This is a genomic window from Tistrella arctica (genome assembly GCF_039630945.1).
GTDB lineage: Bacteria > Pseudomonadota > Alphaproteobacteria > Tistrellales > Tistrellaceae > Tistrella > Tistrella bauzanensis.
Map to the genome: position 1 here is coordinate 384,825 of NZ_JBBKTV010000003.1, position 25,278 is coordinate 410,102.

Sequence of the window (25,278 nt, forward strand, 5' to 3'; positions counted from 1 at the left end):
GCGGAGACAAGGCATGGCTGGTTTCGACCGCAGCGAGATTACACGACTTCTGGGGGCGACTGCGGCGATCGCCGCACCATCGGCCGGCACGCTGGCGGGGCTGGGCCTGGTCGGCGCCCTGTCGTGGTGGTGGGCGGTGGCCGGCATGCTGGTGGCGCTGGCAGGCTCGGTGGCGGTGGCGCAGCTACTGCTGGGCGGCTTTCATGCCCTGCGCGATTTCGCCGAGGCGCTGGCCCAGGGCGAGGAACGCCCCGCCCCCCCGCCCGGCGGCCGGATCGTGCAGGACATCGCCCGCGCCATGCTGCGGCTGTGGCTGAAGGAACGCCGGCGCACCGAGCGTCTGGCGATCCAGGCCAGCGATTTCGCCCAGGTTCTGGACCGGCTGCCATTGCTGGTGCTGACGGTGGACGAACGCATCCGCATCCGCTCGGCCAATCGCGCCGCCGAAGAGGCGATGGGTGAAGGGCTTGTGGGCCGCGAACTGGTGGCGGTTCTGCGCCATCCGGCGCTGCTGGATGCGGTGGATCAGGCACTGGTGCGCGGCGATTTCGCCGATGTGGTGTTTTCCACCGCAGCCCCCGACCGGCGGGAATACAAGGCCCATGTCGAGACCCTGCGCGCCGGCGACGATCCGGGCGATGCCCGCCGCGCGGTGATCGCGCTGCACGACCTGACCCAGATCCGCAAGCTGGAACAGATGCGCGCCGATTTCGTCGCCAATGCCAGCCACGAGATCCGCACGCCGCTCGCCACCCTGATCGGCTTCATCGAAACCCTGCGCGGCCCCGCCAAGGACGACCCGGAGGCGGCCGAGCATTTCCTGTCGATCATGGACGATCAGGCGCGGCGCATGTCGCGACTGGTCAACGACCTGCTGTCCCTGTCGCGTATCGAGATGAACGAACACATGCCGCCCGCCCAGGCGGTCGATCTGGTCGATGTGGTCGACGATGTCATCTCAGGGCTGGAATTCAAGGCCCGCGCCCGCGGCATCGAGATCGAGGTCGGCGCCGAACCCGGCCTGCCCTCGGCGCTGGGCGATGCCGACGAACTGGCCCAGGTGGCGCAGAACCTGATCGACAACGCGATCAAATATGGCCGCAATGACAGCCGGATCACGGTCAGGCTGTTCCGCACCACCCAGGCACCGCGCCCGGTGGGGCTGGCGGCAGTGATGGACGCGGTGGCGTTCTCGGTGACCGACCAGGGCGACGGCATCCCGCGCGAGCACCTGCCCCGGCTGACCGAGCGCTTCTATCGGGTCGACAGCGCCCGGTCGCGTCAGGTCGGCTCCACCGGTCTTGGCCTTGCCATCGTCAAGCACATCATCAACCGCCATCGCGGCCACCTCGCCATCGACAGCAAGCCCGGCGAGGGCAGCAGCTTTACCATTTTCCTGCCGGTGGCCGGGTCGGCGGACGGCGCCAGGCCGGTCAGGTCATCCGCAGCCGCACCTCGCTGATCGTGTGATCGGCCGCCTTGCGCAGCACCAGATCGGCGCGCTTGCGGGTCGGCAGGATGTTGTCGTGCAGGTTCACCCGGTTGATCGTCTGCCAGATGCCGCGCGCGGTTTCCACGGCCGCATCGTGGCTGAGGTCACGGTAATGGTGGAAATAGGAGGATGGATTCTGGAAGGCGGTTTTCTGCAACAGCAGGAAACGCTGCACATACCAGGCGGCGACATCGGCCTCGTCGGCATCCAGATACATCGAGATGTCGCAGAAATCCGAGACCACCACGCTGCTGGTGGGGTTCACCTGCAACAGGTTCAGCCCTTCCAGGATCAGGATGTCGGGCTGGCGGACGCTCTGGCCGGCATCGGGCACGATGTCATAGCTCAGATGCGAATAGACCGGCGCCTCCACCATTGGTTCTCCGGCCTTCACCGCAGCCAGAAAGCGGATCATCGCCGCCGTGTCATAGCTTTCGGGGAAGCCCTTGCGGGTCATCAGCCCGCGCTCCTTCAGCACCCGGGTGGGATACAGGAAGCCATCGGTGGTGACCAGATCGACCCGGGGATGATCGGGCCAGCGCGCCAGCAGCGCCCGCAGCACGCGCGCGAAGGTGCTCTTGCCCACAGCGACACTGCCCACCACCGCGATCACATAAGGTGGCCGCTTGACCGGCCGGCCAAGGAAGGCATCCTTCACCTGGCCAAGCTGGCGCGCCGCAGCCACATGCAGGTTCAGCAGCCGCGACAGCGGCAGGAACACCTCTTCGACATCGGCGATGCCGATCGGATCCTGGAGGCCGCGCAGCGCCGCCAGATCGTCTTCAGCCAGGGTCATCGGGGTGTTGGCGCGCAAGGCCGCCCAGCCCGGCCGGTCGAAGGTCATGTATCCCGGCCATTCCGCCGGCGCCACGTGACCATCCGCCGCCCGCGCGCCACCCGGCTTGCTGTCTTCGTCCGACATCGGTTGCTCCGTCTCCATCGTGATGAACCCGATCCCGCACAGACTATGGCAGATCAGCCGGTCACCGCGCCCCGGAATCATGCTATGAGCACCGGAGCAACCAGTTGCCAGGCAACAGCCAGAAGACCACCGGGGAAATGCCATGTCGGATGTGATCCGCAGAAACACCATCAACGACGCCGTGCGCCGCTCCGCCGCCAAGTTCCGTGACCAGACCGCGCTGATCCATGGCGAGCGGCGCTGGAGCTTCGCGCAGATCAACCGCGCCGCCGATGCCATCGGCCGGCGGCTGCTGGATCTGGGCTTCGTGAAGGGCGACCGGCTGGCGGTCTATGCCCGCAATTCCGATGCCTATCTGCTGGCCTGGCTGGGCGCGTTGCGCGCCGGTCTGGTGCATGTGCCGATCAACTATGCCCTCACCGAGCCCGAGCTGCATTACATCGTCGACCAGTCGGGCGCCCGCGGCCTGATCCACGATCCCGATCTGGCCCAGACCGCGCTGGCGGTGGCCGGCCGGGTGGATCTGCTGCTGTCGACGCCGATGACGGGCGGTGCCGATGTCGACCCGCTGGCGATCGCGCTGGCGGCCGACGACGCGGCGCCACTGGATGCGGGTGTCGCCGACGAGGATCTCGCCCAGATCCTGTACACCTCGGGCACCACGGCGGCCCCCAAGGGCGCGATGATGACCCATCGCGCGCTGCTGGCCGAATATGCAAGCTGCATCGTCGAGCTGAACCTGAAGGGCAGCGACCGGGCGCTGGCGGCCCTGCCGCTGTATCATTCAGCGCAGATGCATTGCTTCACCATGCCGCAGATCCTGGTCGGCGCCACATCCATCCTGATCCAGACCCCGGTGCCGGCGCTGTGCCTGGAGTTGATCGAGCGCGAGGCGATCACCTCGTTCTTCGCGCCGCCGACGGTGTGGATCAGCCTGCTGCGTCACGAGGATTTCGACCGCCGCAACCTCGCCACGCTGATGAATGTCTATTACGGCGCCTCGATCATGCCGGTGCCGGTGCTTGAGGAACTGCGCCGGCGGCTGCCCGGCGCCCGGCCCTATAACTGCTATGGCCAGAGCGAGATCGGGCCGCTCGCCACCGTGCTCGGCCCCGATGAGCACACCGACCGCCCGGCCTCGGCCGGCCGGCCGGTGATGAATGTGGAAACCCGCATCGTCGACGCGCAGATGAACGACATGGCGCCGGGCGAACAGGGCGAGATCGTCCACCGCTCGCCGCAACTGCTGATCGGCTATTGGAACAAGCCCGACGAGACCGAAGAGGCCTTCTCGGGCGACTGGTTCCATTCCGGCGATGTCGGCTATTTTGACGAGGGCGGGTTCCTTTTCGTCGTCGACCGGGTCAAGGATGTGATCAAGACCGGCGGCGTGATCGTGGCCAGCCGTGAGGTCGAGGACGCGCTGTTCACCCATCCGGCGGTGTCGGAGGTGGCGGTGATCGCCCTGCCCGATCCGAAATGGATCGAGGCGGTGACCGCGATGGTGGTGCTGCGCCCCGGCCATGAGGTCGATGCCGAAACCCTGATCGCCCATGCCCGCGAGCGTCTGGCCGCCTATAAGGTGCCGAAGACCGTCCACTTCATCGACGCCCTGCCGCGCAACACCGCCGGCAAGATCCTGAAGCGCACGCTGCGCCAGGATTTCGCCGAGGGCTGATCCGCCGCCGCCCCACAGCCGATCAGACGCGCGGGCTCAGTCCGGCCCGCGCGTCTCAAGCTCCGGTATCTGCGGCGCGTCGAGCGCGCCGCAGATCGCGCTGATCAGATTGTCGAGCGCATAAGGCTTGCCCCACAGGCCGCCGCCCGACGGATCCGCCTCGAAAGCGGCCTCGCGCGCCGCCAGACTGCTGTTCATGAACAGGGCCATGAAGGCCAGACGCTGGCTGACCACCGGTGCCGGCAGATGCGCCAGCAACCGACGCAGATGGTCGATGCAACGCATATAGCTCGACACCCAGCGATCACCGACCGCGTCCAGGAACAGGGCGCGATGGTTGACCTGCACCGCCATCACGAAGCGCATATGGCCGAAGCCGATCGGCAGGCCCTTGACCTCGTCGGGGTCGCCGGTGCCGATGGTTTCCACCTCGATCATCAGCCGCACCACGTCGCTTAAGCGCCGCGGGCCGCCGGCCGCTTCCATCGCATCCAGCCTGAGATTGCGGGCGCGGTCGCTGCGCATTGCCGCTTCCACCACCAGTTCGCGCACCAGCGCGTCCTTGGCGCCGAAATAATAGTGCAGCGAGGCGCCGTTGCGCATGCCGGCCTCGGTGACGATGTTGCGCACCGACACCGCATCGATGCCATGCCGCGAGAACAGCCGCCGGGCCGCCGCCTTCAGGCGGTCGCGGGTCGCATCCTCGGCCGCGGCGGCGGGCATGCCGCCATCGCCGCGGTCGGGCAACCGGTCCTGGGCCATCGGGGTCTCCGTTGTGAGCCGTTTTTGTGGAAAAGCCTGGGGATATCACCGGGAGATCCAGGGGAAAACCAGGGAAAAACCGGTGGAAATCTGGTGGGAAAGCGGGTGGAAAACGACGGAAAAACCTGGGGACAGAGTGTGGACAAGCCGGGAAAGGCCGACGCTGCCGGCCGATCATACGCCCGGTCACATGCCCTGTCTTACAGGCACCGGTAGGCGGCATCCACCAGCGACTGGCCGCGGGGGTTCAGCAGCAACCCCGGCCCCATGCGGGTCATGGCATAGCCGAAGGCCAGCCCGCGATCGGGGTCGGCGAAGCCCACCGATCCACCCGCGCCGACATGGCCGAACGCCGCCCGGCCGACGATCAGGCTGTCGGGATTGCCCGGCCGGCCGCGATTGTCCATCCGCAGCATGAATCCGGGACCGAAACAGGTCGGTTGCAGCAGCGTGGCATCCATCTGGGTGGCGCCCATCGGGTCGGCGAAGCGGGCGATGCGGCCGGCGCCAATCCCCAGCGGGTCGCCCGCCGGCGCCAGCAAGGCCGCATACATCCCGGCCAGACCACGGGCATTGGTCACACCGCTGGCGGCACCGATCACCGCGGCGCGCCCGGCGCGGGTGTTCACGCCGCGCGCCGACCAGTCACCATGATTGAACACGAACAGGTTCTGGATGCTGCCGGCCTCGCGCGCCGCCATCAGGAACGGGCTTGGCGGCACATCACGCACCGGGCGGTGGACGATCACCGGCGCCACCCGTGGCTCCCGCGCCTCTGGCAGCCCGATCCAGAAATCCAGGCCGAGCGGCCCGGCGATCTCGTCGGCGAAGAATTCCCCGAGGCCGCGGCCGTCGACCCGCCGGATCAGCTCGCCAGCCAGAAAGCCCATGGTCAGAGGATGATAGCCGGTACGGGTGCCGGGTTCCCAGAACGGGGTCTCGTCGGCCAGATGCGCCACCATGTAATCCGGGTCAGTCAGACAATCGACCTTCAGCCGGGCGCGGATGACCGGCAGGCCGATGCTGTGGTCCAGGATCATGCGCGCAGTCGCGCGGCCTTTGCCATGGGCGGCGAAATCCGGCCAGACATCGGCGATCGGCGCATCCAGATCCAACTGCCCGCGCGCCGCCAGCAGATGCAGGCACAGCGCCGTCGCGCCCTTGGTGGCCGAGAACACCACCACCACCGTGTCAGGCGCCCAGGCCCGGCCCGTGGCGGGGTCGGCGATGCCGCCCCACAGATCCACCACCACCCGGCCGTCATGCACCACGCTCACCGAGGCGCCGGCCTCGTTATGGGTGGTGAAATTATCGGCGAAGGCATCGGCCACCGCCGTGAAGCGCGGATGGCAGATACCGTCCACGCGGATCTCACTGTCCCCGACCATCGCCAGGGCACGCCGGTAAGGCTCGGCCGCGGCATGCGCCATGGTCATGCGGTTGTCCTCTCTGTTCGTCACCCGTCGGTGCAGCCCTGACCCGGTGCCGCCGTTGCAGATTTAAGTCGATCATATAAATCTATCGACTAAAGCAATCGGCTTAATTACCGTAAACCAAGGCCCGACATGCGTCAACAGGCGGGGGTGAACCCCGCAGATGGGGTGAGGAAACCTTCAGCATGACCATTCAGACGCCCGTCCCCGGCATCACGCCGCCGTCCGACGAGGCCCGCGCGGCCCCGGATAAGGCCTTTGCGGCGGCGATCCGCATCGCCAACATCCCCACCCTGCTGATGGTGCTGGTGCAGTTGACCGGCGATCCGTCGTGGCTGGACGCGCCATATCGGCCGCGCCGGGGCCGGGGGCTCGACGACAACGACGATGGCGGCCTGGCCCACGACATCCAGGCCCGTATCCGCGATGCGGCGCTCGCGGCGGTTCTGGCCTGGCGCGATGGCCGGCCGGTGGCGATCCCGGCGCCATCCGACGACCTGCTGGTGCGGATGTTGAGCGTGGCGATGGCCGAGCCGGTGCCGGCCGCCTATGGCGAAATCATCGCATCCGGCCTTGGGCTGAAGCCGCACCGGCTGGACACGGTCATAGACGACACCGCCCCGTCCGCTGTCCCGGCAGGCTTTCATGCGGTGATCATCGGCGCCGGCGTGTCGGGGATCTGCGCCGCCATCCGGCTGCGTGCGCGCGGCATCCGGGTAACGATTGTGGAAAAGGGCCATGATTTCGGCGGCACCTGGCGCGAGAACCGCTATCCCGGTGCCGGGGTCGATACCCCCAACCATATCTATTCCTTCTCGTTCGCCCAGCACGACTGGCCGCAGTATTTCGCGCTTCAGGGCGAGCTGTTCGCCTATTTCAAAGGCGTGGCCGAGCGCTTCGCGCTGCGGACCTGCGCCCGCTTCGACACCACCGTTCAGGCCGCACGCTGGGATGCGGCCGCCTGCCGGTGGGCGGTCACGACCCGGGGCGATGACGGCCGCACCGACATACTGGCCGCCGATATCGTGATCAGCGCCGTGGGCGTGCTGAACACCCCGCTGGTGCCGGCCATCCCCGGCCTCGATGGCTTCAGCGGCCCGTGCTTTCACACCGCCCGCTGGCCCGAGGGGCTGGATCTTGCGGGACAGCGCGTGGCCATCGTCGGCAATGGCGCATCGGCGATGCAGGTGGCACCGGCGATCGCCGGTCAGGTGGCGCATCTGACCATTCTGGCGCGATCGAAGCAGTGGGCAGCCCCCTTCCCGCAATTCAGGAAGCCCGTGCCCGATCCGGTCCGCTTCCTGCTGCGCAGCCTGCCGCTGTATCAGGCCTGGTATCGCCAGCGTCTGGCCTGGACCTTCAACGACCGCATCCACGGCTCGCTGCAGAAGGATCCCGACTGGCCACATCCTGAACGGGCACTGAATGCTGTGAATGACGGCCATCGCCGCGCTTTCACCGCCTATATCCGCGACGAACTGGCCGAGCGCCCCGATCTGGTCGACAAGGTGCTGCCCGATTACCCGCCCTTCGGCAAGCGCATGCTGCTGGACAATGGCTGGTATCGCACCATCGCCCGCGACAATGTCTCGCTGGTGACGGAGCGGCTGGCGGAGGTGCGCGGCAGCACCCTGATTGCCGGCGATGGCAGCCGCCATCAGGCCGACGTGCTGGTGATGGCCACCGGCTTCAGGGCGTCGGAATTCCTGGCGTCGTTCGAGGTCTTCGGCCGTGATGGCCGTCGGCTGGCCGAGGTCTGGGATGGCGACGACGCCCGCGCCTATCTGGGCACCACCATTCCGGGCTTCCCCAATCTCTTCACCCTGCTGGGGCCGAATGTCGGACTGGGCCATGGCGGCAGCATCATCGCCGCCGTGGAACTCCAGACCGATTACCTGATCAGCGCGCTGGAGCGGATGTTCGCCTGCAAGGCCCGCACCATCGAGGTCCGCGCCGGTGTCCATGATCGCTATAACCAGCAGGTCGATGTCCACCACGACCGCATGATCTGGACCCATCAGGGCACCGACAACTGGTATCGGAACAGTCGGGGACGGGTGGTGGCGATCACCCCCTGGCGCAATGACGACTTCTGGCGCATGACCCGCGCGGTCGACCCGGCCGATTACCTGTTCGGCGGCTGACACCGGCAGGTTTCGTCACACCCACAGGCTGAACAGGGGTAACAGGGCTGTCATGATCATCGGGCGGCGGGGCTGTCCCCGCCGCGATTTTATGTAAGGAGACCAAGTGCTTCCGTGACAGGCTGCCGGTTTGCTAGACAACCGCCGGGGCATGGTCCGCATGGTCGAAAACCACTGTCAGTCCTGGATTAAGCCAATGAAACAGCTTGATTTAGCGGGAGGCCGCCATGCATGGCGGCCATGGCTTCTCGTCATAATTCTGTCATCGAACTGTGATATTCCCGTCTCTGAGCAGGATTAGACCATGGGGTGCGCAGGCCGAGACGGACATACATCCGCCGCCGCCGCGTTCGAGATCGGCACCGGTCGGCGCACGGCCACCGGACAGCACACAAGTTTACATCCAACAGGAGTTGGAACCGTGTTCAAGAAAGCCGCGCTTCTGTCGGCGGTTGCGATCGTTGCGATCAGCACCCCGGCCCTCGCCCGCGACCAGATCCGCATCGTCGGCTCGTCGACCGTCTATCCGTTCGCGACCGCGGTCGCCGAGGAATTCGGCAAGACTTCCAGCTTCCCGACACCGGTCATCGAGAGCACCGGTTCCGGCGGCGGTCTGAAGCTGTTCTGCGCCGGCGTCGGCACCCAGTTTCCCGACATCACCAATTCCTCGCGCCGGATCAAGAAGTCCGAGGTCGAGGAATGCGCCAAGAACGGTGCCACCGAGGTCACCGAGGTGAAGATCGGCTTCGACGGCATCGTGCTGGCCAACAACATCAATGGTCCGACGATGGACATCAGCCGCGCCCAGATCTGGCAGGCGCTGGCGAAGCAGGTTCCGGTCGACGGCAAGCTGGTCGACAATCCGTACAAGAGCTGGAACGAGATCGACTCGTCGCTGCCGAACGAGGCGATCGAGGTTCTGGGCCCCCCCCCGACCTCGGGCACCCGTGACGCCTTCGTCGAGCTGGTCATGGAACATGGCTGCGAAGAGTTCGATGCCGTGAAGGCCATCGAAGACAAGAAGATGCGCGGCGCGATCTGCAAGTCGATGCGCGAAGACGGCGCGTTCATCGAAGCCGGCGAGAACGACAACCTGATCGTGCAGAAGCTGGTCTCGACCCCGACCGCCTTCGGCATCTTCGGTTACAGCTTCCTGGAAGAGAACGGCGACAAGGTGAAGGCCGCCACCGTCGAAGGTATCGCGCCGGAATATGACGCCATCTCCAGCGGCGAATACCCCGTCTCGCGCTCGATGTATTTCTACGTCAAGAACGCCCATGTCGGCACCGTGCCGGGCATCAAGGAATATGTCGCCGAGTTCACCTCGGAAGACGCGTTCAGCCCGGTCGGCTATCTGGCCCAGCGCGGCCTGATCGCCCTGCCGGACGCGGAGCGCGCCGAGGTTGCCAAGACCGCGCAGTCGCTGACTCCGATGAAGATGTGACCGACGGCATATCCATGGGCGGTCATCATCCCATGATCCCCGTGAATGCCTGACGTGACGACAGCGGCGGCTTCGCCCGGCACCGATATTGCCAGCGAAGCCGCCGTTATCCTGACCGGGCCGGGATGCCGGAGACTGACGGCACCCGCGACGGCCCGATGCCTGAAGGCAGAGGCGGCGCATGACGGTAAGCTCATTCGTGCTGATCGTGCTGATCCTGAGCGCGATCGCATTTTTCCTGGGACGCAGACGGTCGATGTCGCTTGCCGGCGGCAAGATGTCGACGCTGCATTCGCGTCCGGGATATTACGGCTGGTATGTCGCGCTGTGGTGCGGCCTGCCCGCGATCCTGATGGCGCTGACCTGGATCGTGCTGCGCACGCCGCTGATCAACGGCGCCGTGTCGGATGTCATCCCGCCCGACGTGGTCGCCGCCGGCAGCGGCCCGGTCAATCTGTTCATGGCCGATGCCTACAACCTCGCCACCGGCAACATCGTCTCACGGGAACCGACCCCGGCGGTGCAGGAAGCGGCCTCGATCATCCTCGGCCTGACCCGCACGGTGAACCTCGCCTTCGCCGGTATCGGTATGGCACTGGCGCTGGCCGGCCTCACCTTCGCCTATCGGCGGATCACCCCCGATTTCCGCTCCCGCAACCGGGTTGAGCGGATCCTGCGCATCCTGCTGATCATCGCCTCGACACTCTCGATCTTCACCACCATCGGCATCGTGCTGTCGGTGCTGTTCGAATCGATCCGCTTCTTCCAGCGCATCCCGATCTTCGACTTCCTGTTCGGCCTGCACTGGAGCCCGCAGATCGCGATCCGCGCCGATCAGGTCGCGGCGGAAGGCTCGTTCGGCATCATCCCGCTGTTCGCGGGCACCCTGCTGATCACCTTCATCGCCCTGCTGGTCGCCATCCCGATCGGCCTGCTGGCCGCCATCTACATGTCGGAATATGCCGGCCGCCGCACCCGCGCGGTCGCCAAGCCGCTGCTTGAGATCCTGGCCGGCATCCCGACCGTGGTCTATGGCTTCTTCGCCGCCCTGACCGTGGCACCGCTGGTGCGCGGCTTCGGGGAAGGGCTGGGCATCGATGCCGCGTCGGAATCGGCGCTGGCCGCCGGTCTGGTGATGGGCATCATGATCATCCCCTTCGTGTCCTCGCTGACCGACGACGTGATCAATGCCGTGCCCCAGACCATGCGTGACGGCTCGCTGGGCCTTGGCGCCACGACGTCGGAGACCATCAAGCTGGTCATCCTGCCGGCCGCCCTGCCGGGCATCGCCGCCGCCTGCCTGCTCGCCTTCTCCCGCGCGATCGGCGAGACGATGATCGTGGTGATGGCCGCCGGCCTCGCCGCCAACCTGACCGCCAACCCCTTCGAGGCGGTGACCACGGTGACCGTGCAGATCGTGACGCTGCTGGTCGGCGACCAGGAATTCGACAGCGCCAAGACACTGGCCGCCTTCGCCCTGGGCCTGGTGCTGTTCGTGATGACGCTGGCGCTGAACGTGGTCGCCCTGCACATCGTCCGCAAATACCGCCAGGCATATGACTGAGCGACGGGAGCCACAGGTCATGACCGACAGCACCATGGACCAGACCAACGCCCCCGCCATCCGCCGGGAAAGCCCCCATGCCGGGGCGGCCGCCGCCACCCGGCTGAAGGCCCGTCGCCGCTCGGAACGCCGCTTCAAGGCCTATGGCCTCGGCGCCGTGCTGCTCGCCATCACCATGCTGGTCGTGCTGCTCAGCACCCTGGCCGGCCAGGGTCTGGGTGCCTTCACCCAGACCCAGATCGCGGTCGAGGTCAATCTCGACCCCGCTTTGCTCGACCCTGAAGGCAATCGCGACCTGCGGGTTATCGGCGATGCCAACTACACCGGCCTGATGACCAACATCGTCCGCGACAATTTCGGCGCCACCCAGCGCCGGGATATCCTGAAGTCGCTGGGCGTCTTCAGCCGCGATGCCCGGTTCGAGCTGCGCGACTTCGTGCTTGAGAACCCCGAGCTGATCGGCACCACCCAGACCATCTGGCTGACCGCCTCAGGCGATATCGACATGCTGGACAAGGGCTGGATCGATCGCGATCTGCCGGAGGACCAGCGCCGGGTCGATGACCGTGTGCTCGGCTGGTATGACGCGCTGGACGCCAAGGATGCCGTCGACCGTGCCTTCAACACCCGCTTCTTCACCGGCGCCGACAGCCGGTCGCCCGAGCTGGCCGGCATCTGGGGCGCCACGGTGGGCTCGGCCCTGACGCTGTTCATCTGCTTCATGCTGTCCTTCCCGATCGGTGTCACCACCGCCATCTATCTGGAAGAGTTCGCGCCCCAGAACCGCTGGACCGATCTGATCGAGGTCAACATCAACAACCTCGCGGCGGTGCCCTCGATCGTGTTCGGTCTGCTGGGTCTGGCGGTGTTCATCGGCTTCTTCGGCATGCCACGATCGGCACCGGTGGTTGGCGGCTTCACCCTGGCGCTGATGACCCTGCCGACCATCATCATCGCCACCCGCGCCGCCCTGAAGGCGGTTCCGCCCTCGATCCGTCAGGCCGCCCAGGGGCTGGGCGCCAGCCCGGTGCAGGTGGTGTTCCACCACGTGCTGCCGCTGGCCATGCCCGGCGTGCTGACCGGCACCATTCTTGGCATGGCGCAGGCGCTGGGTGAAACCGCCCCGCTGCTGATGATCGGCATGGTCGCCTTCATCGCCGACACGCCCGGGGGCTTCTCGTCGCCCGCGACCGTGCTGCCGGTTCAGATCTTCCTGTGGGCCGACAGCCCGGAACGCGCCTTCGTCGAAAAGACCGCGGCCGCCATTCTGGTGCTGCTGAGCTTCCTGATCCTGATGAACGCGATCGCGATCGTGCTGCGCCGGCGGTTCGAGCGCCGCTGGTGAGCCCCGCTCTCTGATCCAAGCCCCTTGATCCCGCGCGCCCGACAGCAAGATCCGGGCCGCGGGCCGGACCCTTCAGCGGAGACTCCGCCCGATGAACAGCAGCTCCATCCCCTCGGGCGCCGTGCCCAAGATGACCGCGCGCAAGCTCAACCTGTTCTATGGTGAGAAGCAGGCGCTGTTCGATGTCGACCTCGACATCTTCGCCAACAGCGTCACCGCGCTGATCGGTCCCTCGGGTTGCGGCAAGTCGACCTTCCTGCGCTGCCTGAACCGCATGAACGACACCATCGCCGGCGTGAAGATCGACGGCAAGGTGAAGCTTGAGACGACCGACATCTATGACCGCATGGTCGATGTGGTGCAGTTGCGGGCGCGGGTCGGCATGGTGTTCCAGAAGCCCAACCCCTTCCCGAAGACGATCTACGAGAACGTGGCCTACGGGCCCCGCATCCATGGCCTGGCCGACAGTCGCGCCGAGCTCGACGATATCGTCGAGCGGTCGCTGAAGCGCGCCGGCCTGTTCGAGGAAGTGAAGAACCGCCTTCAGGAAGGCGGCACCGGCCTGTCGGGCGGCCAGCAGCAGCGGCTGTGCATCGCCCGCGCCATCGCGGTCGACCCGGAAGTGATTCTGATGGACGAGCCCTGCTCGGCGCTGGACCCGATCGCCACCGCGCGCATCGAGGAACTGATCGACGAGCTGCGCGAGAACTACACCATTGCCATCGTCACCCATTCGATGCAGCAGGCGGCCCGCGTGTCGCAGCGCACCGCCTTCTTCCATCTGGGCCAGCTGGTCGAGTATGGCGACACCGAGCAGGTGTTCACCAACCCGCGTGAAACCCGCACCCAGGACTACATCACCGGCCGGTTCGGCTGACCGGAAGCCTTGAGGGGGAGACCATACCCATGCCCATCACCGGCCAGCACATCGTGAAATCCTTCGACGAGGAAATCGCGCGTCTGGGCAACGACATCGTCCGCATGGGCGGACAGGTCGAGACCCAGATCGATCTGGCGATGCGCTCGATCGCCACCCGCGACAGCGAGCTTGCAAGCGAAGTCGTCGCCGGCGACAGCAAGGTCGACGGCCTGGAAGACATGATCGAGGAACAGGTGGTCCGCCTGTTCGCCCTGCGCTCTCCCGTCGCCAACGATCTGCGGCTGGCCTTCGCCGCGATGCGGATCGCGGCCGAGCTGGAGCGGATGGGCGATCTGGCCAAGAATGCCGCCAAGCGCGCGATCATTCTGAACCAGGCGGCACCGGTACGCCCGGTGCATGTGCTGCCGCGGATGGCGGCTGTCGTGCAGCGGATGCTGAAGGACGTGCTCGACGCCTTCGTCGAGCGCGATGCCGAGCGCGCCCGCGCGGTCTGGCGCCATGATGCCGAGGTCGACGAGCTGCACAACAGCCTGTTCCGCGAACTTCTGACCTACATGATGGAAGACCCGCGCCACATCACCGCATGCACCCATATGCTGTTCATCGCCAAGAACATCGAACGCATGGGCGACCACACCACCAACATCGCCGAGCAGGTGATCTTCGTGGTCGAGGGCAGCAAGCCCCACACCCTGCGCCCCAAGGCCGAGACCGTGATCAACCGGTCGGGCGAGGCCGCGGTCGACGACTGACCGCCCGGCGGAACCGGCTCTCAAGGCCGGTTCCGCGCGCGGCCTCTCTCCTCATCCAAACCCGGCACCGCCCCCGCGCCGCGCCCATCTTCAAACATCCGACCCGGCAGGCCGCGACCCTGATGCCGCCGCCGCGTAACGCCCATGGAGGACACCCGAGCGATGCGTCCGAAGATCATGGTCGTCGAAGACGAAACCGCGATCGTCACCATTCTGCGCTACAATCTGGAACGGGCCGGCTTCGCCGTCGAGGAAGCGAATGATGGCGAGGAAGCGCTGTGGCGCATCCGCGAGGTGAAACCCGACGTCCTGCTGCTGGACTGGATGCTGCCCAAGCTCTCGGGGCTGGAACTCTGCCGCCAGTTGCGTCGCGACCCCGAGACCCGCAATCTGCCGATCATCATGCTGACCGCGCGGGGCGAGGAAACCGACCGCGTGCGCGGGCTCGACAGCGGCGCCGATGATTACGTGCCGAAGCCGTTCTCGCCGCAGGAGGTGATCGCCCGCATCCGTGCCGTGCTGCGCCGGATCCGGCCGGCCTTTTCGGAAGAGGTGCTGGCCTATGCCGACCTGCAGATGGACCTGGCCGCCCACAAGGTGACCCGGTCGGCCGAGCCGGTGCATCTGGGCCCGACCGAGTTCCGCCTGCTGCGTTTCCTGATGGAGCATCCCGGCCGGGTGTTTTCCCGCGAACAGTTGCTGGACGGCGTGTGGGGGCAGGACATTTATGTCGAGCCGCGCACGGTCGACGTTCATATCCGCCGCTTGCGCAAGGCGCTGAACGGCGAGAACCTGCCCGACCTGATCCGCACCGTCCGCTCGGCCGGCTATGCGCTGGACGTGCAGGGCACGGCCGCCTGAGCCGCTGCCCGCGCGGCCCTGGCCGGTATCACGCCGGATCTTTCATTCCGGTGTCACCAGCCTGTCATGACCTCCGGTTAATTTCACCGCAACACGGCCGTCGGCGCACGCGACCGGCGGCCTTTTGCGTGAATGAGGATGTCGGATCATGACCGAGATGGCTCCGCGGGGCGACCGGCTGCTGCGTTACGATGAAGACGATGCCAATCCCACCAACAAGACCGTGGCCGGCCCGTCGATCGGCGAGATCATCGATCGTCGTTTCAGCCGCCGCACGGCGCTGAAGGGCCTGTTCGGCGGTACCGCCGCGGTCGTCGCCGGTGGCGCGCTGACCTCGGGGCTGCTCGGCACCACCGGTCTCGCCGGTGCGGCACATGCGGCCGATGCCGCCGTCACCACGCTGGGCTTCACCGAGGTGCCGGTGGGCTATACCACCGCCGACGCCGTCGCACCCGGCTATTCGGCCGACGTGCTGATCCGCTGGGGCGATAAGGTTCTGGCCGATGCGCCGGCCTTCGATCCCGCCGCCCAGACCGCCGAAGGGCAGCGCCGCCAGTTCGGCTATAACAACGACTTCATCGGCTACCTGCCGCTGCCGGCCGGGTCGGATGCATCCGATCATGGCCTGCTGGTTGTGAACCATGAATACACCAGCGCCGACATGATGTTCGCGGGCGTGACGGCCGACACCCAGCTCAGCGAGGCGCAGGTCGCGGTCGAGATCGCGGCCCATGGCCAGTCGGTGATCGAGGTGAAACGCAGCAACGGCAAATGGGCCGTGGTCGAGGGCAGCCGCTATGCGCGCCGCATCGACACCGGCACCACGCCGATGGTGCTGACCGGCCCCGCCGCCGGCCATGATCGCCTGAAGACCAAGGCCGACGCGACCGGTACCAAGGTTGTCGGCACCATCAACAACTGCGCCGGCGGCGTGACGCCCTGGGGCACGGTTCTGGTGGCGGAAGAGAACTTCCACGGCTATTTCGCCGGCACCCCGGCCGGCGCCGAGGAAGCCAACCACAAGCGCTATGGCATCACCGACAAGCCCTGGTATCAGTGGCACCGCTTCGATGCCCGCTTCGACATCGCCGCCAACCCCACCGAGCCCAACCGCTTCGGCTGGATCGTCGAGATCGACCCCTATGATCCGGCCTCGATGCCGAAGAAGCGCACCGCCCTTGGCCGCATGAAGCACGAAGCCGCCAATGTCCATGTCGGCGATGACGGCACGGTCGTGGTCTATATGGGCGATGACGAGCGGTTCGAATATCTCTACCGCTTCATCGCCACGGCAAAGCTCGACCGCGCCAACCCGGCCGCCGCCCGCGACATCCTGGATGACGGCCGGCTGTCGGTCGCGAAATTCTCCGACGACGGCGCCCTGGAATGGCTGCCGCTCGATTGGGGCCAGGGTCCGCTGACGGCGGCCAACGGCTTCAATTCGGCCGCCGACCTGCTGATCGAAACCCGCCGCGCCGCCGACCTGCTGGGCGCCACCCGCATGGACCGGCCCGAAGACGTCGAGCCGAACCCGGTGACGGGCAAGATCTATGTCATGCTGACCAACAACAACAAGCGCACCGCCGACCAGCTCGACGCCGCCAATCCGCGCGCCAAGAACGAGTCCGGCCAGGTGATCGAGCTGACCGCCCCCGATGGCGACCACACCGCCGGCCGCTTCACCTGGGACATGTTCCTGATGGCCGGCAACGCCGAAGACGGCGCGGTCTATGGTGCCGGCACCACCGAGGCCGGCCAGCTCTATTGCCCCGACAACTGCGCCTTCGACAACAAGGGCCGGTTGTGGATCACCACCGATCAGGGCTCGGCCGCCGGCAAGCGCCAGATCGCCGACGGCGTCTATGCCACCGACACCACCGGCGCCGGCCGCGCGGTGCCGCGGCATTTCTATCGCGTGCCCACCGGCGCCGAGATGTGCGGCCCCTGCTTCACCCCCGACAACACCACCCTGTTCGTGGCGGTGCAGCATCCGGGCGAGGACAAGGGGTCGAGCTTCGACACCCCCTCGACCCGCTGGCCCGATTTCAAGGACGGTGTGCCGCCGCGCCCGTCGGTCGTGGCGATCACCAAGGCCGATGGCGGTGTGATCGGCGGCTGACCGGCTGTCTGACCAGCGTTTCGACATCGTGACGGAATGCCCCCGCCACCATGCCCCCGCATGGCATGCGGGGGCATTCTTTTTGCTGCATCTCCACCCTGCACACGCTGCGCCGCAGCAAGATCTGCATCATGCCGACGTCTTCGAAACGTCATCATGTAAACGTTTACCCACGGCCATTTCCGCCGCATTCTGTGGCCAGCCCGCCCCCAGCCGTAGACGGAGCCGCCCCCGATGCCCGCCACCATTCGTGATGTCGCCAACCGCGCCGGCGTGTCGGTCGCCACCGTGTCGCGGCTGCTGAACGGCACCGGCCGGGTGGGCCCGGACGCGGCGGCACGGGTGCAGGCCGCGATCGCCGCGCTGGGCTTCCGGCCCAACGGCATGGGTCGCAGTCTGAAATCGCGGCGCAGCCGGTTGATCGGGGTGATGATCCCGTCGCTGGGCAATCCGGTCTTCGCCGATGCCGTCGCCGGTATCGAGGCCGAGGCCCGCGCCGCCGGCTTCACGCTGCTGTTCGGCGTGTCGAATTACGATGCCGCCGAGGAACGGCGCGCGGTCGAGGCGCTGCTCGCCTATCGGGTCGACGGCATGATCCTGACGGTCGCCGCCCCCGCAACCAGCCCGGCGCTGGACAGCCTGGATCAGGCCGGGCTGCCCCATGTGCTGATCTACAACCAGCCGGCCCCGACCCGCGCCGTGCCGACGGTGACGGTCGACAATGTCGCCGCCGGCCGGGCGGTGGCGCTGCATATGGTGGCGCTGGGCCATCGGCGGCTGGGCATGATCACCGGCGCGCTGGGCGGGTCGGACCGGGCGGCTGCGCGTCTGGCCGGCTTCCTCGACGGTGCCCGCGCCTCGGGGCTTGCCCGCCCGTGTGTGCATGAGGTGGATTTCGAGGCGCCCGACCCGGATGCGGCGCTCAAAGCCTTCGCCAGCGGCCCCGACGGCCCGCCGACGGCGCTGTTCTGTTCCAATGACTGGCTGGCAATCGCCACCATCGGCGCGCTGACCCGGCGGGGCCTGTCGGTGCCGGGCGATGTCAGTGTCTTCGGCTTCGACGGCATCGCGCTGGGCGCCCATCTGAACCCGCCGCTGGCCACCGTGGTTCAGCCGTCACGGGCGATGGGGGGCATCGCCGCCCGCCATCTGATCGCGCTGATGTCGGCCGATGGCGACCGGCCTGCCCCTGGCAGTGTGCCGGGCCATCACCTGCTGCCCTTCACCCTCAGGCCCGCCGGCTCCACCGGTCCGGTCTGTTTCACCCGACCCTCGCCAATCGTGGCACCGGTCGAGACGACGGGGAACGCCGCCAAGCAAGCCCCCGCCGCCTCTCCGGTCGCCGACCTGGACCTGTCGACAAGGACAAGCTGACCCATGATCGGAACCGCTCTGAAATCGATGACCGTCGCGGCCGGGCTGATCCTAGCCGCCGCCGCGACCCCGGCGCAAGACGCCGCCGCCGCCGATGCCATCTGCTATAACTGCCCGCCGGAATGGGCCGACTGGGCCAGCCAGCTTCAGGCGATCAAGGCTGAACTGGGCCTGGACGTGCCCCATGACAACAAGAATTCCGGCCAGACCGTGGCACAGTTGACCGCCGAGCGCGCCAATCCGGTCGCCGACGTCGCCTATTACGGCGTGTCCTTCGGCATCCAGGCCGCCGAACAGGGGCTGGTGGAACCCTATCGCCCGGCGGGCTTCGACGACATCGCCGAGGGTCTGAAGGATCCCGATGGCCGCTGGTTCACCATCCATTCCGGCACCATCGGCCTGTTCGTGAATGTCGAGGCCCTGGGCGGCGCGCCGGTGCCGCAGCGTTGGGAAGACCTGCTCGACCCGGCCTATGAGGGCATGGTCGGCTATCTCGACCCGACCAGCGCCTTTGTCGGCTATGCCGGCGCCGTTGCCATCAACCGCGCCATGGGCGGCGATTTCACCAACTGGCAGCCGGGCATCGATTTCTTCGCCAAGCTGGCCAAGAACGACCCGATCGTGCCCAAGCAGACCTCATATGCGCGGGTGCTGTCGGGCGAGATCCCGATCATGATCGATTACGATTTCAACGCCTATCGCGCCAAGTACAAGGACAAGGGCGACATCGCCTTCGTCATCCCGGCCGAGGGCTCGCTCGTCGTGCCCTATGTGATGAGCCTGGTGAAAGGCGCGCCCCACGCCGATAACGGCCGCAAGATCCTGGACTTCGTGCTGTCCGACAAGGGCCAGTCGGTCTGGGCCAATGCCTATCTGCGCCCGGCGCGTGACGTGGCGCTGCCCGAAGAGGTCGCGGCCCGCTTCCTGCCCGCCGCCGATTATGCCCGCGCCACCCCGGTCGATTACGCCGCCATGGCCGCCAACCAGAAGGCCTTCGCCGACAAGTATCTGGCCGAGGTTCGCTGAGCCTGAACAGACACGTGACCGTATGGTGCCATCGCGCCATGCGGTCACGGCCGTTGCCGCCTCACTCTGATTGATCGCCCTGCCCCCATGTCCATCTCTGTCCAGGGCTGGCGCCAGCCCCGCCTGCTGCTGCTGATGCTGCCGGCCGGCATCGTGCTCACCGCGTTTCTGCTGGTGCCGCTGGTGCAGCTTGCCATCGCCGGCGCCCAGGGCCCCGACGGCGCCGCCGCCTATCTGTCGATCCTGACCAATCCGCGCCATCTGTCGGTGACCATCGCCACCCTGGCGCTGGCCATCACCGTCACCGCCACGGCGCTCGCCATCTCGACCGTGGCCGGGCTGTTTCTGGCCCGGCACAGTTTTGCGGGGCGGTCGGTGCTGATCGCCATGCTCACCTTCCCGCTCGCCTTTCCAGGCGTTGTGGTGGGGTTTCTGGTGATCATGCTGGGCGGGCGCCAGGGACTGGTCGCCACGATCAGCAAGGCGCTGACCGGCGACAAGCTGGTCTTTGCCTATTCGGCGGCCGGGCTGTTCATCGGCTATCTGTATTTCTCGATTCCGCGGGTGATCCTGACGGTGATGGCCGCGGCCGAAACCCTGGATCCGGCGCTGGCCGAAGCCGCGCGATCGCTGGGGGCCCGGCCGTTGCGGGTGCTGCGCGACGTTGTGCTGCCCGCCCTCACCCCCGGTCTGATCGCCAGCGGCGCCATCTGTTTCGCCACCGCCATGGGCGCCTTCGGCACCGCCTTCGCACTGGCAACCGATATCGATGTGCTGGCCATGACCATCTATACCGAGTTCACCCTTCAGGCGAACATCGCCGGGGCCGCGGCACTGTCGCTGGTGCTGGGCCTGATCACCTGGGTCAGCCTGTTCGCGGCCCGCAGCCTGGGCGGCCGCGCCAGCGCCGCCGGAGGGGGCTGAGCCCATGACCATTGCTCACAACCCGCCCCCGTCGCCCGGCCATGCCCCATCCCGGCGCCGCCCGCCACGCGGCCCCGGCTTCTGGGCCGGTCTCGGTTTCACGCTTCTGGTCTGCGCCTTCATGGTGGTCCCGGTGGTGATGTCGGCGCTGGCCGGGGTGACGGTCAATTTCTTCCGCGGCCTGTCGAGCGGCCTCACCCTCGACTGGGTGGCCGAGGTCTGGCGGCTGTATGCCGACACCATCTGGCGATCGATCTGGCTGGCCCTGGCCAGCCTTGGCATCACCGCGGTCATCGGCGTGCCGGCGGCTTATGTGCTCGCCCGCAATCCCGGCCCCATCGCCCGCGCGATCGAGGAAACCGTGGCGCTGCCGATCGCCATACCGGGCCTGGCGCTGGCGCTGGCGCTGATCCTCACCTGGGGCGGTGCCGGCAGCTTCCGCACCTCAAGCAGCTTCGTGCTGGCCGGCCACGTCATCTATACCCTGCCCTTCATGCTCCGCTCGGTGATCGCGGTGATGGTGGCGATCGACATGAAGACGCTGGAGGAAGGCGCCGCCAGCCTGGGAGCCGGCTTCACCCGCCGCTTCCTGACCGTCGTCGTGCCCAATGCTCTGCCCGGCGTGCTCGCGGGCGGGCTGATGGTGGTGACGCTGTCGATCGGCGAATTCAACCTCACCTGGATGCTGCACACGCCCCTGACCAAGACCCTGCCGGTCGGGCTTGCCGACAGCTATGCCTCGATGCGGCTGGAGATCGCCAGCGCCTATACCCTCGTCTTCTTCGTGATGATCGTGCCGCTGCTGGTCGCGATGCAGGTCGCGGGACGCCGATCGAAACGGACCACGTCATGACAGCCACCTCGCCCTCCACAATCCGCGCCCGCGCCACCACGTCCAGCCGGGCAACCGCCATCAGCCTGCGCGGCTGCGCGCGCACCTGGCCCGACGGCACCCGCGCGCTCACCCCCATCGACCTCGACATTCCGGCCGGGCGCACCGTCGTGCTGCTCGGCCCCTCGGGCTGCGGCAAGACCACCCTGCTGCGGATCATCGCCGGCCTCGACCAGCCCGATCCGGGCGGCCGGGTGCTGTTCGACGGCGAGGACGTCACCCGCCGGCCGATCGAGGCGCGCGATGTCGGCATGGTGTTCCAATCCTATGCCCTGTTCCCGAACATGACCGTGCGCCAGAACATCGCCTATGGGCTGAAGGTCCGGCGCATGGACCGGACCGCCATCGCCGCCCGCGTCGACGAGATGCTGGCGCTGGTCCGGATCGAGGCCCTGGCCGACCGCCGGATCGATCAGCTTTCGGGCGGGCAGCGCCAGCGGACGGCACTCGCCCGTGCCATCGCGGTGCGCCCCCGGCTGCTGCTGCTCGACGAACCGCTGACCGCGCTCGACGCCGCCTTGCGTGAGCATCTGCGCACGGAAATCGACGGGTTGCTGCGGACGCTGGGCATCACCGCGGTCTATGTCACCCATGATCAGGCCGAAGCGATGGTGCTGGGCGACGAGATCATCGTGATGAATGCCGGCCGCATCGCGCAGGCCGGGTCGCCACGCGACATCTATCACCATCCGGCCGACGATTTCGTGGCCGGCTTCATCGGCACCATGAACCGCGCCACCGCCCCCGACGGCACGGCGATCCTGTTCCGCCCGGAAGATGCCCGGATCGTGCCGGCCGGGTCCGCCCTGCTCACCGCAACCGTCGCCGCGGTGCATTTTCTGGGTGATCGCTGCCGGGTGAAGCTTGACGGCCCGGCGGGCGAGACCTGGATGCTCGACCTGTCGCCGCGTGACGGCCTGGCCCTGGGTCAGACCATTGGCATCGACGTTCCCGACATGGCACGTATCGCGCTGACCGGCACGTCCGGCGCCGCGCCGGACAACAAGGCCGCCTCATGCTGATCGCACAACTGACCGACACCCATCTGAAGCCCGGCGGCCGCCCCGCCTATGGCCGGGTCGACACCGCCGGCCTGCTGGTGGCGGCGATCGACCATGTCAACGCGCTGACGCCGGCGGTGGATGCGGTGATCCTGTCCGGTGACCTGACAGACACTGGAACCGCTGCCGAATACGCCGTGCTGCGGCCGCTGCTGAACCGGCTGCGCATGCCCTGGTACGCGGTGCCCGGCAATCACGACCGCGCCGACGCCCTGAAGGCGGCCTTCGGCGATGTGGTGCCGTTCGCGCCGGCGGTCGATTTCGCGGCCTGTGTGGTCGAGGATTTCCCCCTGCGGCTGATCGGCCTCGACAGTTCGGTCGATGGCGTGCCCTGGGGGATGATCGGTACGGCGCAGCTTGCCTGGCTGGACGCCACACTGGCCGCGCGCCCCGACGCCCCCACCCTGGTCTTCGTTCACCATCCGCCATTCGAGACCGGCATCGGCCATATGGACGTGCAGAATCTCAGCGACGGCGAGGCGTTGATCGCGGTGCTGCGCCGCCACCCGCAGCTTCGCCATCTTGCCTGCGGCCATGTCCACCGCGCGATCGACACCATGATCGACGGCGTGCCGGTCTCCATCGCCCCCAACGCCGCCCATGCGGTGACGCTGGACCTCAGCCCGGTGGCGCCCTCGACCTTCACCATGGAACCGCCGGCCATCCGCCTGTTCCACCTCAACCCCGCGGGCCGGCTGATCAGCCACCTGACCTATCCCGGCCGCTTCGACGGGCCGCATCCGTTCTTCGACAAGGCCGGCGGATTGATCGACTGATCGACTGAGACGACGCCCATGGTCCGGGGCGCCTATGGCAGACGCGCCGTCCGCCGCACCGATTGCGGCGGGTGGCCGAATGCCCGGACAAAGGCGCGCCGCATGCGTTCGGCATCGCCGAAGCCGGTGGTCTCGGCCACCCGCTCGATCGACTGGCCGGAGGACTGCACCCGCTCACGCGCGACTTCCAACCGCAGGCGCTCGATCGCCTTCGATGGCGTGGAGCCGGTTTCGGCGGTGAAGGTTCGGGCGAAATGGCGCGGGCTGAGGCCGGCGCGCTCGGCCAGACACTCCACCGTCAGCGTCTTATCCAGATTCTCGCGCATCCATGACAGCAACGGACCGAAGCGCCCGTTCGGTGTCTTCAGTTCCAGCAGCGACGAAAACTGCGACTGCCCGCCGCCGCGACGGTGATAGAGAACCAGTTGCCGCGCGATGTCCTTGGCAACCGCGTCGCCATGATCCTCGGCCGTGATCGCGAGCGCCAGATCGATCCCGGCAGTGATGCCGGCGGATGTCCAGATCGTTCCGTCGCGCAGAAAGATCCGGTCGGGATCCAGCCTGACCTCGGGATAGCGCGCGACGAAATCCTGGGTGCGGCACCAATGCGTGGTCGCCTTGCGGCCGTTCAGCAGGCCGGCGGCGGCGAGGACATAGGCGCCGGAACACACGCTGGCGATCCGCACCCCCCGTTTCGCCAGCCGGCGCACGAAACCCAGCGTCTTCGGGCAACCGACGGCCTCGTCAACGCCGAAGCCACCCGCCACGACCAGTGTGGTGATGGCATTGGCCGATCTCAACCCCGACGACAGGATCTCGACCCCCGACGAACTGCGCACCGTGCCGGCGCGCACCGCGATCATCCGCGCCGTCGGGGCTGTCGGCACGATGCGTTGCGCGATCTCGAAGACCGTGGCCGGGCCTGCCGCGTCCAGCAACTGAAAATCGGGAAAGATCAGGATGCCGATCATTGGCCCATCCAATCAAAACCTCGTCCGTAAACGAGGGAACTATGGCATTTCGGATTAATTCCGCGCATGGCACCGTAGCCTCGTCAAGCTGTTTCGAGGTGCCACAATGTCCAGACCCCTGCAATTCGGCCTGCTGGTCTTTCCGAACATCACACAACTGGATATGACCGGTCCGCTCCAGGTCTTCTCGTCCCTGCCCGGAGCCGAGGTTCATCTTCTCTGGAAGAACACCGCACCGGTGCAGAGCGATGGCGTGCTGTCGATAACGCCCACGACCACTTTTGCCGACTGTCCGCAACTCGACGTGATCTGCGTGCCGGGCGGCTATGGCACCGACGCGCTGATGAGCGACACCGAGACGCTGGATTTCCTGCGCCGTCAGGCCGAAGGCGCCCAGTATGTCACCTCGGTGTGCACCGGCTCTCTGGTGCTGGCGGCGGCCGGGCTGCTCGACGGCTATCGGGCAGCCACCCATTGGAGCGCGGTCGAGGCGCTGGCCCTGTTTGACGTGACCGTGTCGCGCGAGCGGGTCTGTATCGATCGCAACCGCATGACCGGTGGCGGTGTCACCGCCGGCATCGACCTGGGACTGACCGTCGTGTCCCGGCTTGTGGATCGGCAGGCCGCCGAGGCCATCCAGTTGCGGATAGAATACAACCCGGCGCCGCCCTTCAATGCCGGGTCTCCGGACACGGCACCGGCAGAGGTCGTGGCCCTCGCGGAAGACAAGTTCAGGGCCAGCCGAGAACGCCGGGTGGATCTGGTGCGGCAGATCCTGGCCGGAGGCGCCGCCAGCCCCGATTGACGTTGGCCTGATTGGCGTCGGCCTGATTGACGCTGGCCGACAGTCATGAAAGC

At 67.2% G+C, this 25,278-nt stretch carries 21 protein-coding genes; 17 read left to right on the top strand and 4 right to left on the bottom strand.

Going from position 1 to position 25,278, the window contains the following annotated elements:
* Positions 1-13 precede the first annotated feature (13 nt).
* Positions 14-1,462 (top strand): ATP-binding protein, encoded by a 1,449-nt coding sequence (locus WG924_RS08635; RefSeq protein WP_345932608.1) that lies wholly within the window; start codon positions 14-16, stop codon positions 1,460-1,462.
* Here the strand turns inward: WG924_RS08635 and coaA are convergent.
* On the bottom strand, positions 1,434-2,336 hold the full coding sequence (gene coaA / locus WG924_RS08640) for a type I pantothenate kinase (RefSeq protein WP_345932809.1): 903 nt from the start codon (positions 2,334-2,336) through the stop codon (positions 1,434-1,436). The two genes, WG924_RS08635 and coaA, sit on opposite strands and share 29 nt — an antisense overlap.
* Positions 2,337-2,556: 220 nt before the next feature.
* Here coaA and WG924_RS08645 point away from each other — a divergent pair, with 220 nt between their 5' ends.
* Positions 2,557-4,092 carry an acyl-CoA synthetase gene (locus WG924_RS08645; protein ID WP_345932609.1) on the top strand — a complete coding sequence of 512 codons (1,536 nt, stop codon included), beginning with the start codon at positions 2,557-2,559 and terminating at the stop codon, positions 4,090-4,092.
* Positions 4,093-4,128: 36 nt separating this feature from the next.
* Here WG924_RS08645 and WG924_RS08650 read toward each other — a convergent pair whose 3' ends face one another.
* Both WG924_RS08650 and WG924_RS08655 read right to left on the bottom strand, forming a co-directional pair.
* Positions 4,129-4,854 carry a TetR family transcriptional regulator gene (locus WG924_RS08650; protein ID WP_345932610.1) on the bottom strand — a complete coding sequence of 242 codons (726 nt, stop codon included), beginning with the start codon at positions 4,852-4,854 and terminating at the stop codon, positions 4,129-4,131.
* Between the two features lie 200 nt (positions 4,855-5,054).
* Complete coding sequence (locus WG924_RS08655; RefSeq protein WP_345932611.1) at positions 5,055-6,290, bottom strand: serine hydrolase domain-containing protein; 1,236 nt, start codon at positions 6,288-6,290, stop codon at positions 5,055-5,057.
* A gap of 182 nt (positions 6,291-6,472) precedes the next feature.
* Here WG924_RS08655 and WG924_RS08660 point away from each other — a divergent pair, with 182 nt between their 5' ends.
* The 14 genes from WG924_RS08660 (at position 6,473) to WG924_RS08725 (ending at position 23,449) form a co-directional block, all read left to right on the top strand.
* Entirely contained in the window at positions 6,473-8,431 is a 1,959-nt protein-coding gene (locus WG924_RS08660) for a flavin-containing monooxygenase (protein WP_345932612.1), read from the top strand.
* Between the two features lie 421 nt (positions 8,432-8,852).
* Entirely contained in the window at positions 8,853-9,875 is a 1,023-nt protein-coding gene (locus tag WG924_RS08665; RefSeq protein ID WP_345932613.1) for a PstS family phosphate ABC transporter substrate-binding protein, read from the top strand.
* Between the two features lie 181 nt (positions 9,876-10,056).
* Positions 10,057-11,439: a phosphate ABC transporter permease subunit PstC gene (gene pstC, locus WG924_RS08670; RefSeq protein ID WP_345932614.1), complete on the top strand. Its 1,383-nt coding sequence runs from the start codon at positions 10,057-10,059 to the stop codon at positions 11,437-11,439.
* Between the two features lie 19 nt (positions 11,440-11,458).
* On the top strand, positions 11,459-12,784 hold the full coding sequence (gene pstA, locus WG924_RS08675) for a phosphate ABC transporter permease PstA (RefSeq protein ID WP_345932615.1): 1,326 nt from the start codon (positions 11,459-11,461) through the stop codon (positions 12,782-12,784).
* A gap of 91 nt (positions 12,785-12,875) precedes the next feature.
* On the top strand, positions 12,876-13,661 hold the full coding sequence (pstB, locus tag WG924_RS08680; RefSeq protein ID WP_345932616.1) for a phosphate ABC transporter ATP-binding protein PstB: 786 nt from the start codon (positions 12,876-12,878) through the stop codon (positions 13,659-13,661).
* Positions 13,662-13,690: 29 nt separating this feature from the next.
* Positions 13,691-14,416 carry a phosphate signaling complex protein PhoU gene (gene phoU / locus WG924_RS08685; RefSeq protein WP_345932617.1) on the top strand — a complete coding sequence of 242 codons (726 nt, stop codon included), beginning with the start codon at positions 13,691-13,693 and terminating at the stop codon, positions 14,414-14,416.
* A 162-nt stretch (positions 14,417-14,578) separates the two neighbouring features.
* On the top strand, positions 14,579-15,277 hold the full coding sequence (gene phoB / locus WG924_RS08690; protein WP_188580972.1) for a phosphate regulon transcriptional regulator PhoB: 699 nt from the start codon (positions 14,579-14,581) through the stop codon (positions 15,275-15,277).
* A gap of 148 nt (positions 15,278-15,425) precedes the next feature.
* The gene (locus tag WG924_RS08695; protein WP_345932618.1) at positions 15,426-17,396 is read left to right on the top strand and encodes a PhoX family protein; all 1,971 of its coding nucleotides are present in this window, start codon (positions 15,426-15,428) and stop codon (positions 17,394-17,396) included.
* A 234-nt stretch (positions 17,397-17,630) separates the two neighbouring features.
* A complete protein-coding gene (locus WG924_RS08700) occupies positions 17,631-18,770 on the top strand; it encodes a substrate-binding domain-containing protein (protein WP_345932619.1) in 1,140 nt (379 codons plus the stop codon).
* Between the two features lie 3 nt (positions 18,771-18,773).
* A complete protein-coding gene (locus WG924_RS08705; RefSeq protein ID WP_345932620.1) occupies positions 18,774-19,796 on the top strand; it encodes an ABC transporter substrate-binding protein in 1,023 nt (340 codons plus the stop codon).
* An 87-nt stretch (positions 19,797-19,883) separates the two neighbouring features.
* Positions 19,884-20,720, top strand: a complete 837-nt coding sequence (locus WG924_RS08710) for an ABC transporter permease (protein WP_345932621.1) — start codon at positions 19,884-19,886, stop codon at positions 20,718-20,720.
* A gap of 4 nt (positions 20,721-20,724) precedes the next feature.
* A complete protein-coding gene (locus tag WG924_RS08715) occupies positions 20,725-21,573 on the top strand; it encodes an ABC transporter permease (protein ID WP_372044882.1) in 849 nt (282 codons plus the stop codon).
* Positions 21,570-22,634, top strand: a complete 1,065-nt coding sequence (locus tag WG924_RS08720; protein WP_345932622.1) for an ABC transporter ATP-binding protein — start codon at positions 21,570-21,572, stop codon at positions 22,632-22,634. Before WG924_RS08715 ends, WG924_RS08720 begins: the two co-directional genes overlap by 4 nt.
* The gene (locus WG924_RS08725) at positions 22,628-23,449 is read left to right on the top strand and encodes a phosphodiesterase (protein ID WP_345932623.1); all 822 of its coding nucleotides are present in this window, start codon (positions 22,628-22,630) and stop codon (positions 23,447-23,449) included. Before WG924_RS08720 ends, WG924_RS08725 begins: the two co-directional genes overlap by 7 nt.
* A gap of 32 nt (positions 23,450-23,481) precedes the next feature.
* On the opposite strand, the gene WG924_RS08730 is transcribed toward WG924_RS08725, so the two are convergent.
* Entirely contained in the window at positions 23,482-24,420 is a 939-nt protein-coding gene (locus WG924_RS08730) for a GlxA family transcriptional regulator (protein WP_345932624.1), read from the bottom strand.
* A 106-nt stretch (positions 24,421-24,526) separates the two neighbouring features.
* Between WG924_RS08730 and WG924_RS08735 the strand changes: the two genes are divergently transcribed.
* Positions 24,527-25,225: a DJ-1/PfpI family protein gene (locus WG924_RS08735; RefSeq protein ID WP_345932625.1), complete on the top strand. Its 699-nt coding sequence runs from the start codon at positions 24,527-24,529 to the stop codon at positions 25,223-25,225.
* Positions 25,226-25,278 lie beyond the last annotated feature (53 nt).

Coding starts and splice junctions, on each gene's coding strand:
- WG924_RS08635 (WP_345932608.1), top strand. CDS start 14: ATGGCTGGTTTCGACCGCAGCGAGATTACACGACTTCTGGGGGCGACT.
- coaA (WP_345932809.1), bottom strand. CDS start 2,336: ATGACCTTCGACCGGCCGGGCTGGGCGGCCTTGCGCGCCAACACCCCG.
- WG924_RS08645 (WP_345932609.1), top strand. CDS start 2,557: ATGTCGGATGTGATCCGCAGAAACACCATCAACGACGCCGTGCGCCGC.
- WG924_RS08650 (WP_345932610.1), bottom strand. CDS start 4,854: ATGGCCCAGGACCGGTTGCCCGACCGCGGCGATGGCGGCATGCCCGCC.
- WG924_RS08655 (WP_345932611.1), bottom strand. CDS start 6,290: ATGACCATGGCGCATGCCGCGGCCGAGCCTTACCGGCGTGCCCTGGCG.
- WG924_RS08660 (WP_345932612.1), top strand. CDS start 6,473: ATGACCATTCAGACGCCCGTCCCCGGCATCACGCCGCCGTCCGACGAG.
- pstC (WP_345932614.1), top strand. CDS start 10,057: ATGACGGTAAGCTCATTCGTGCTGATCGTGCTGATCCTGAGCGCGATC.
- pstA (WP_345932615.1), top strand. CDS start 11,459: ATGACCGACAGCACCATGGACCAGACCAACGCCCCCGCCATCCGCCGG.
- pstB (WP_345932616.1), top strand. CDS start 12,876: ATGAACAGCAGCTCCATCCCCTCGGGCGCCGTGCCCAAGATGACCGCG.
- phoU (WP_345932617.1), top strand. CDS start 13,691: ATGCCCATCACCGGCCAGCACATCGTGAAATCCTTCGACGAGGAAATC.
- phoB (WP_188580972.1), top strand. CDS start 14,579: ATGCGTCCGAAGATCATGGTCGTCGAAGACGAAACCGCGATCGTCACC.
- WG924_RS08695 (WP_345932618.1), top strand. CDS start 15,426: ATGACCGAGATGGCTCCGCGGGGCGACCGGCTGCTGCGTTACGATGAA.
- WG924_RS08700 (WP_345932619.1), top strand. CDS start 17,631: ATGCCCGCCACCATTCGTGATGTCGCCAACCGCGCCGGCGTGTCGGTC.
- WG924_RS08705 (WP_345932620.1), top strand. CDS start 18,774: ATGATCGGAACCGCTCTGAAATCGATGACCGTCGCGGCCGGGCTGATC.
- WG924_RS08710 (WP_345932621.1), top strand. CDS start 19,884: ATGTCCATCTCTGTCCAGGGCTGGCGCCAGCCCCGCCTGCTGCTGCTG.
- WG924_RS08715 (WP_372044882.1), top strand. CDS start 20,725: ATGACCATTGCTCACAACCCGCCCCCGTCGCCCGGCCATGCCCCATCC.
- WG924_RS08720 (WP_345932622.1), top strand. CDS start 21,570: ATGACAGCCACCTCGCCCTCCACAATCCGCGCCCGCGCCACCACGTCC.
- WG924_RS08725 (WP_345932623.1), top strand. CDS start 22,628: ATGCTGATCGCACAACTGACCGACACCCATCTGAAGCCCGGCGGCCGC.
- WG924_RS08730 (WP_345932624.1), bottom strand. CDS start 24,420: ATGATCGGCATCCTGATCTTTCCCGATTTTCAGTTGCTGGACGCGGCA.
- WG924_RS08735 (WP_345932625.1), top strand. CDS start 24,527: ATGTCCAGACCCCTGCAATTCGGCCTGCTGGTCTTTCCGAACATCACA.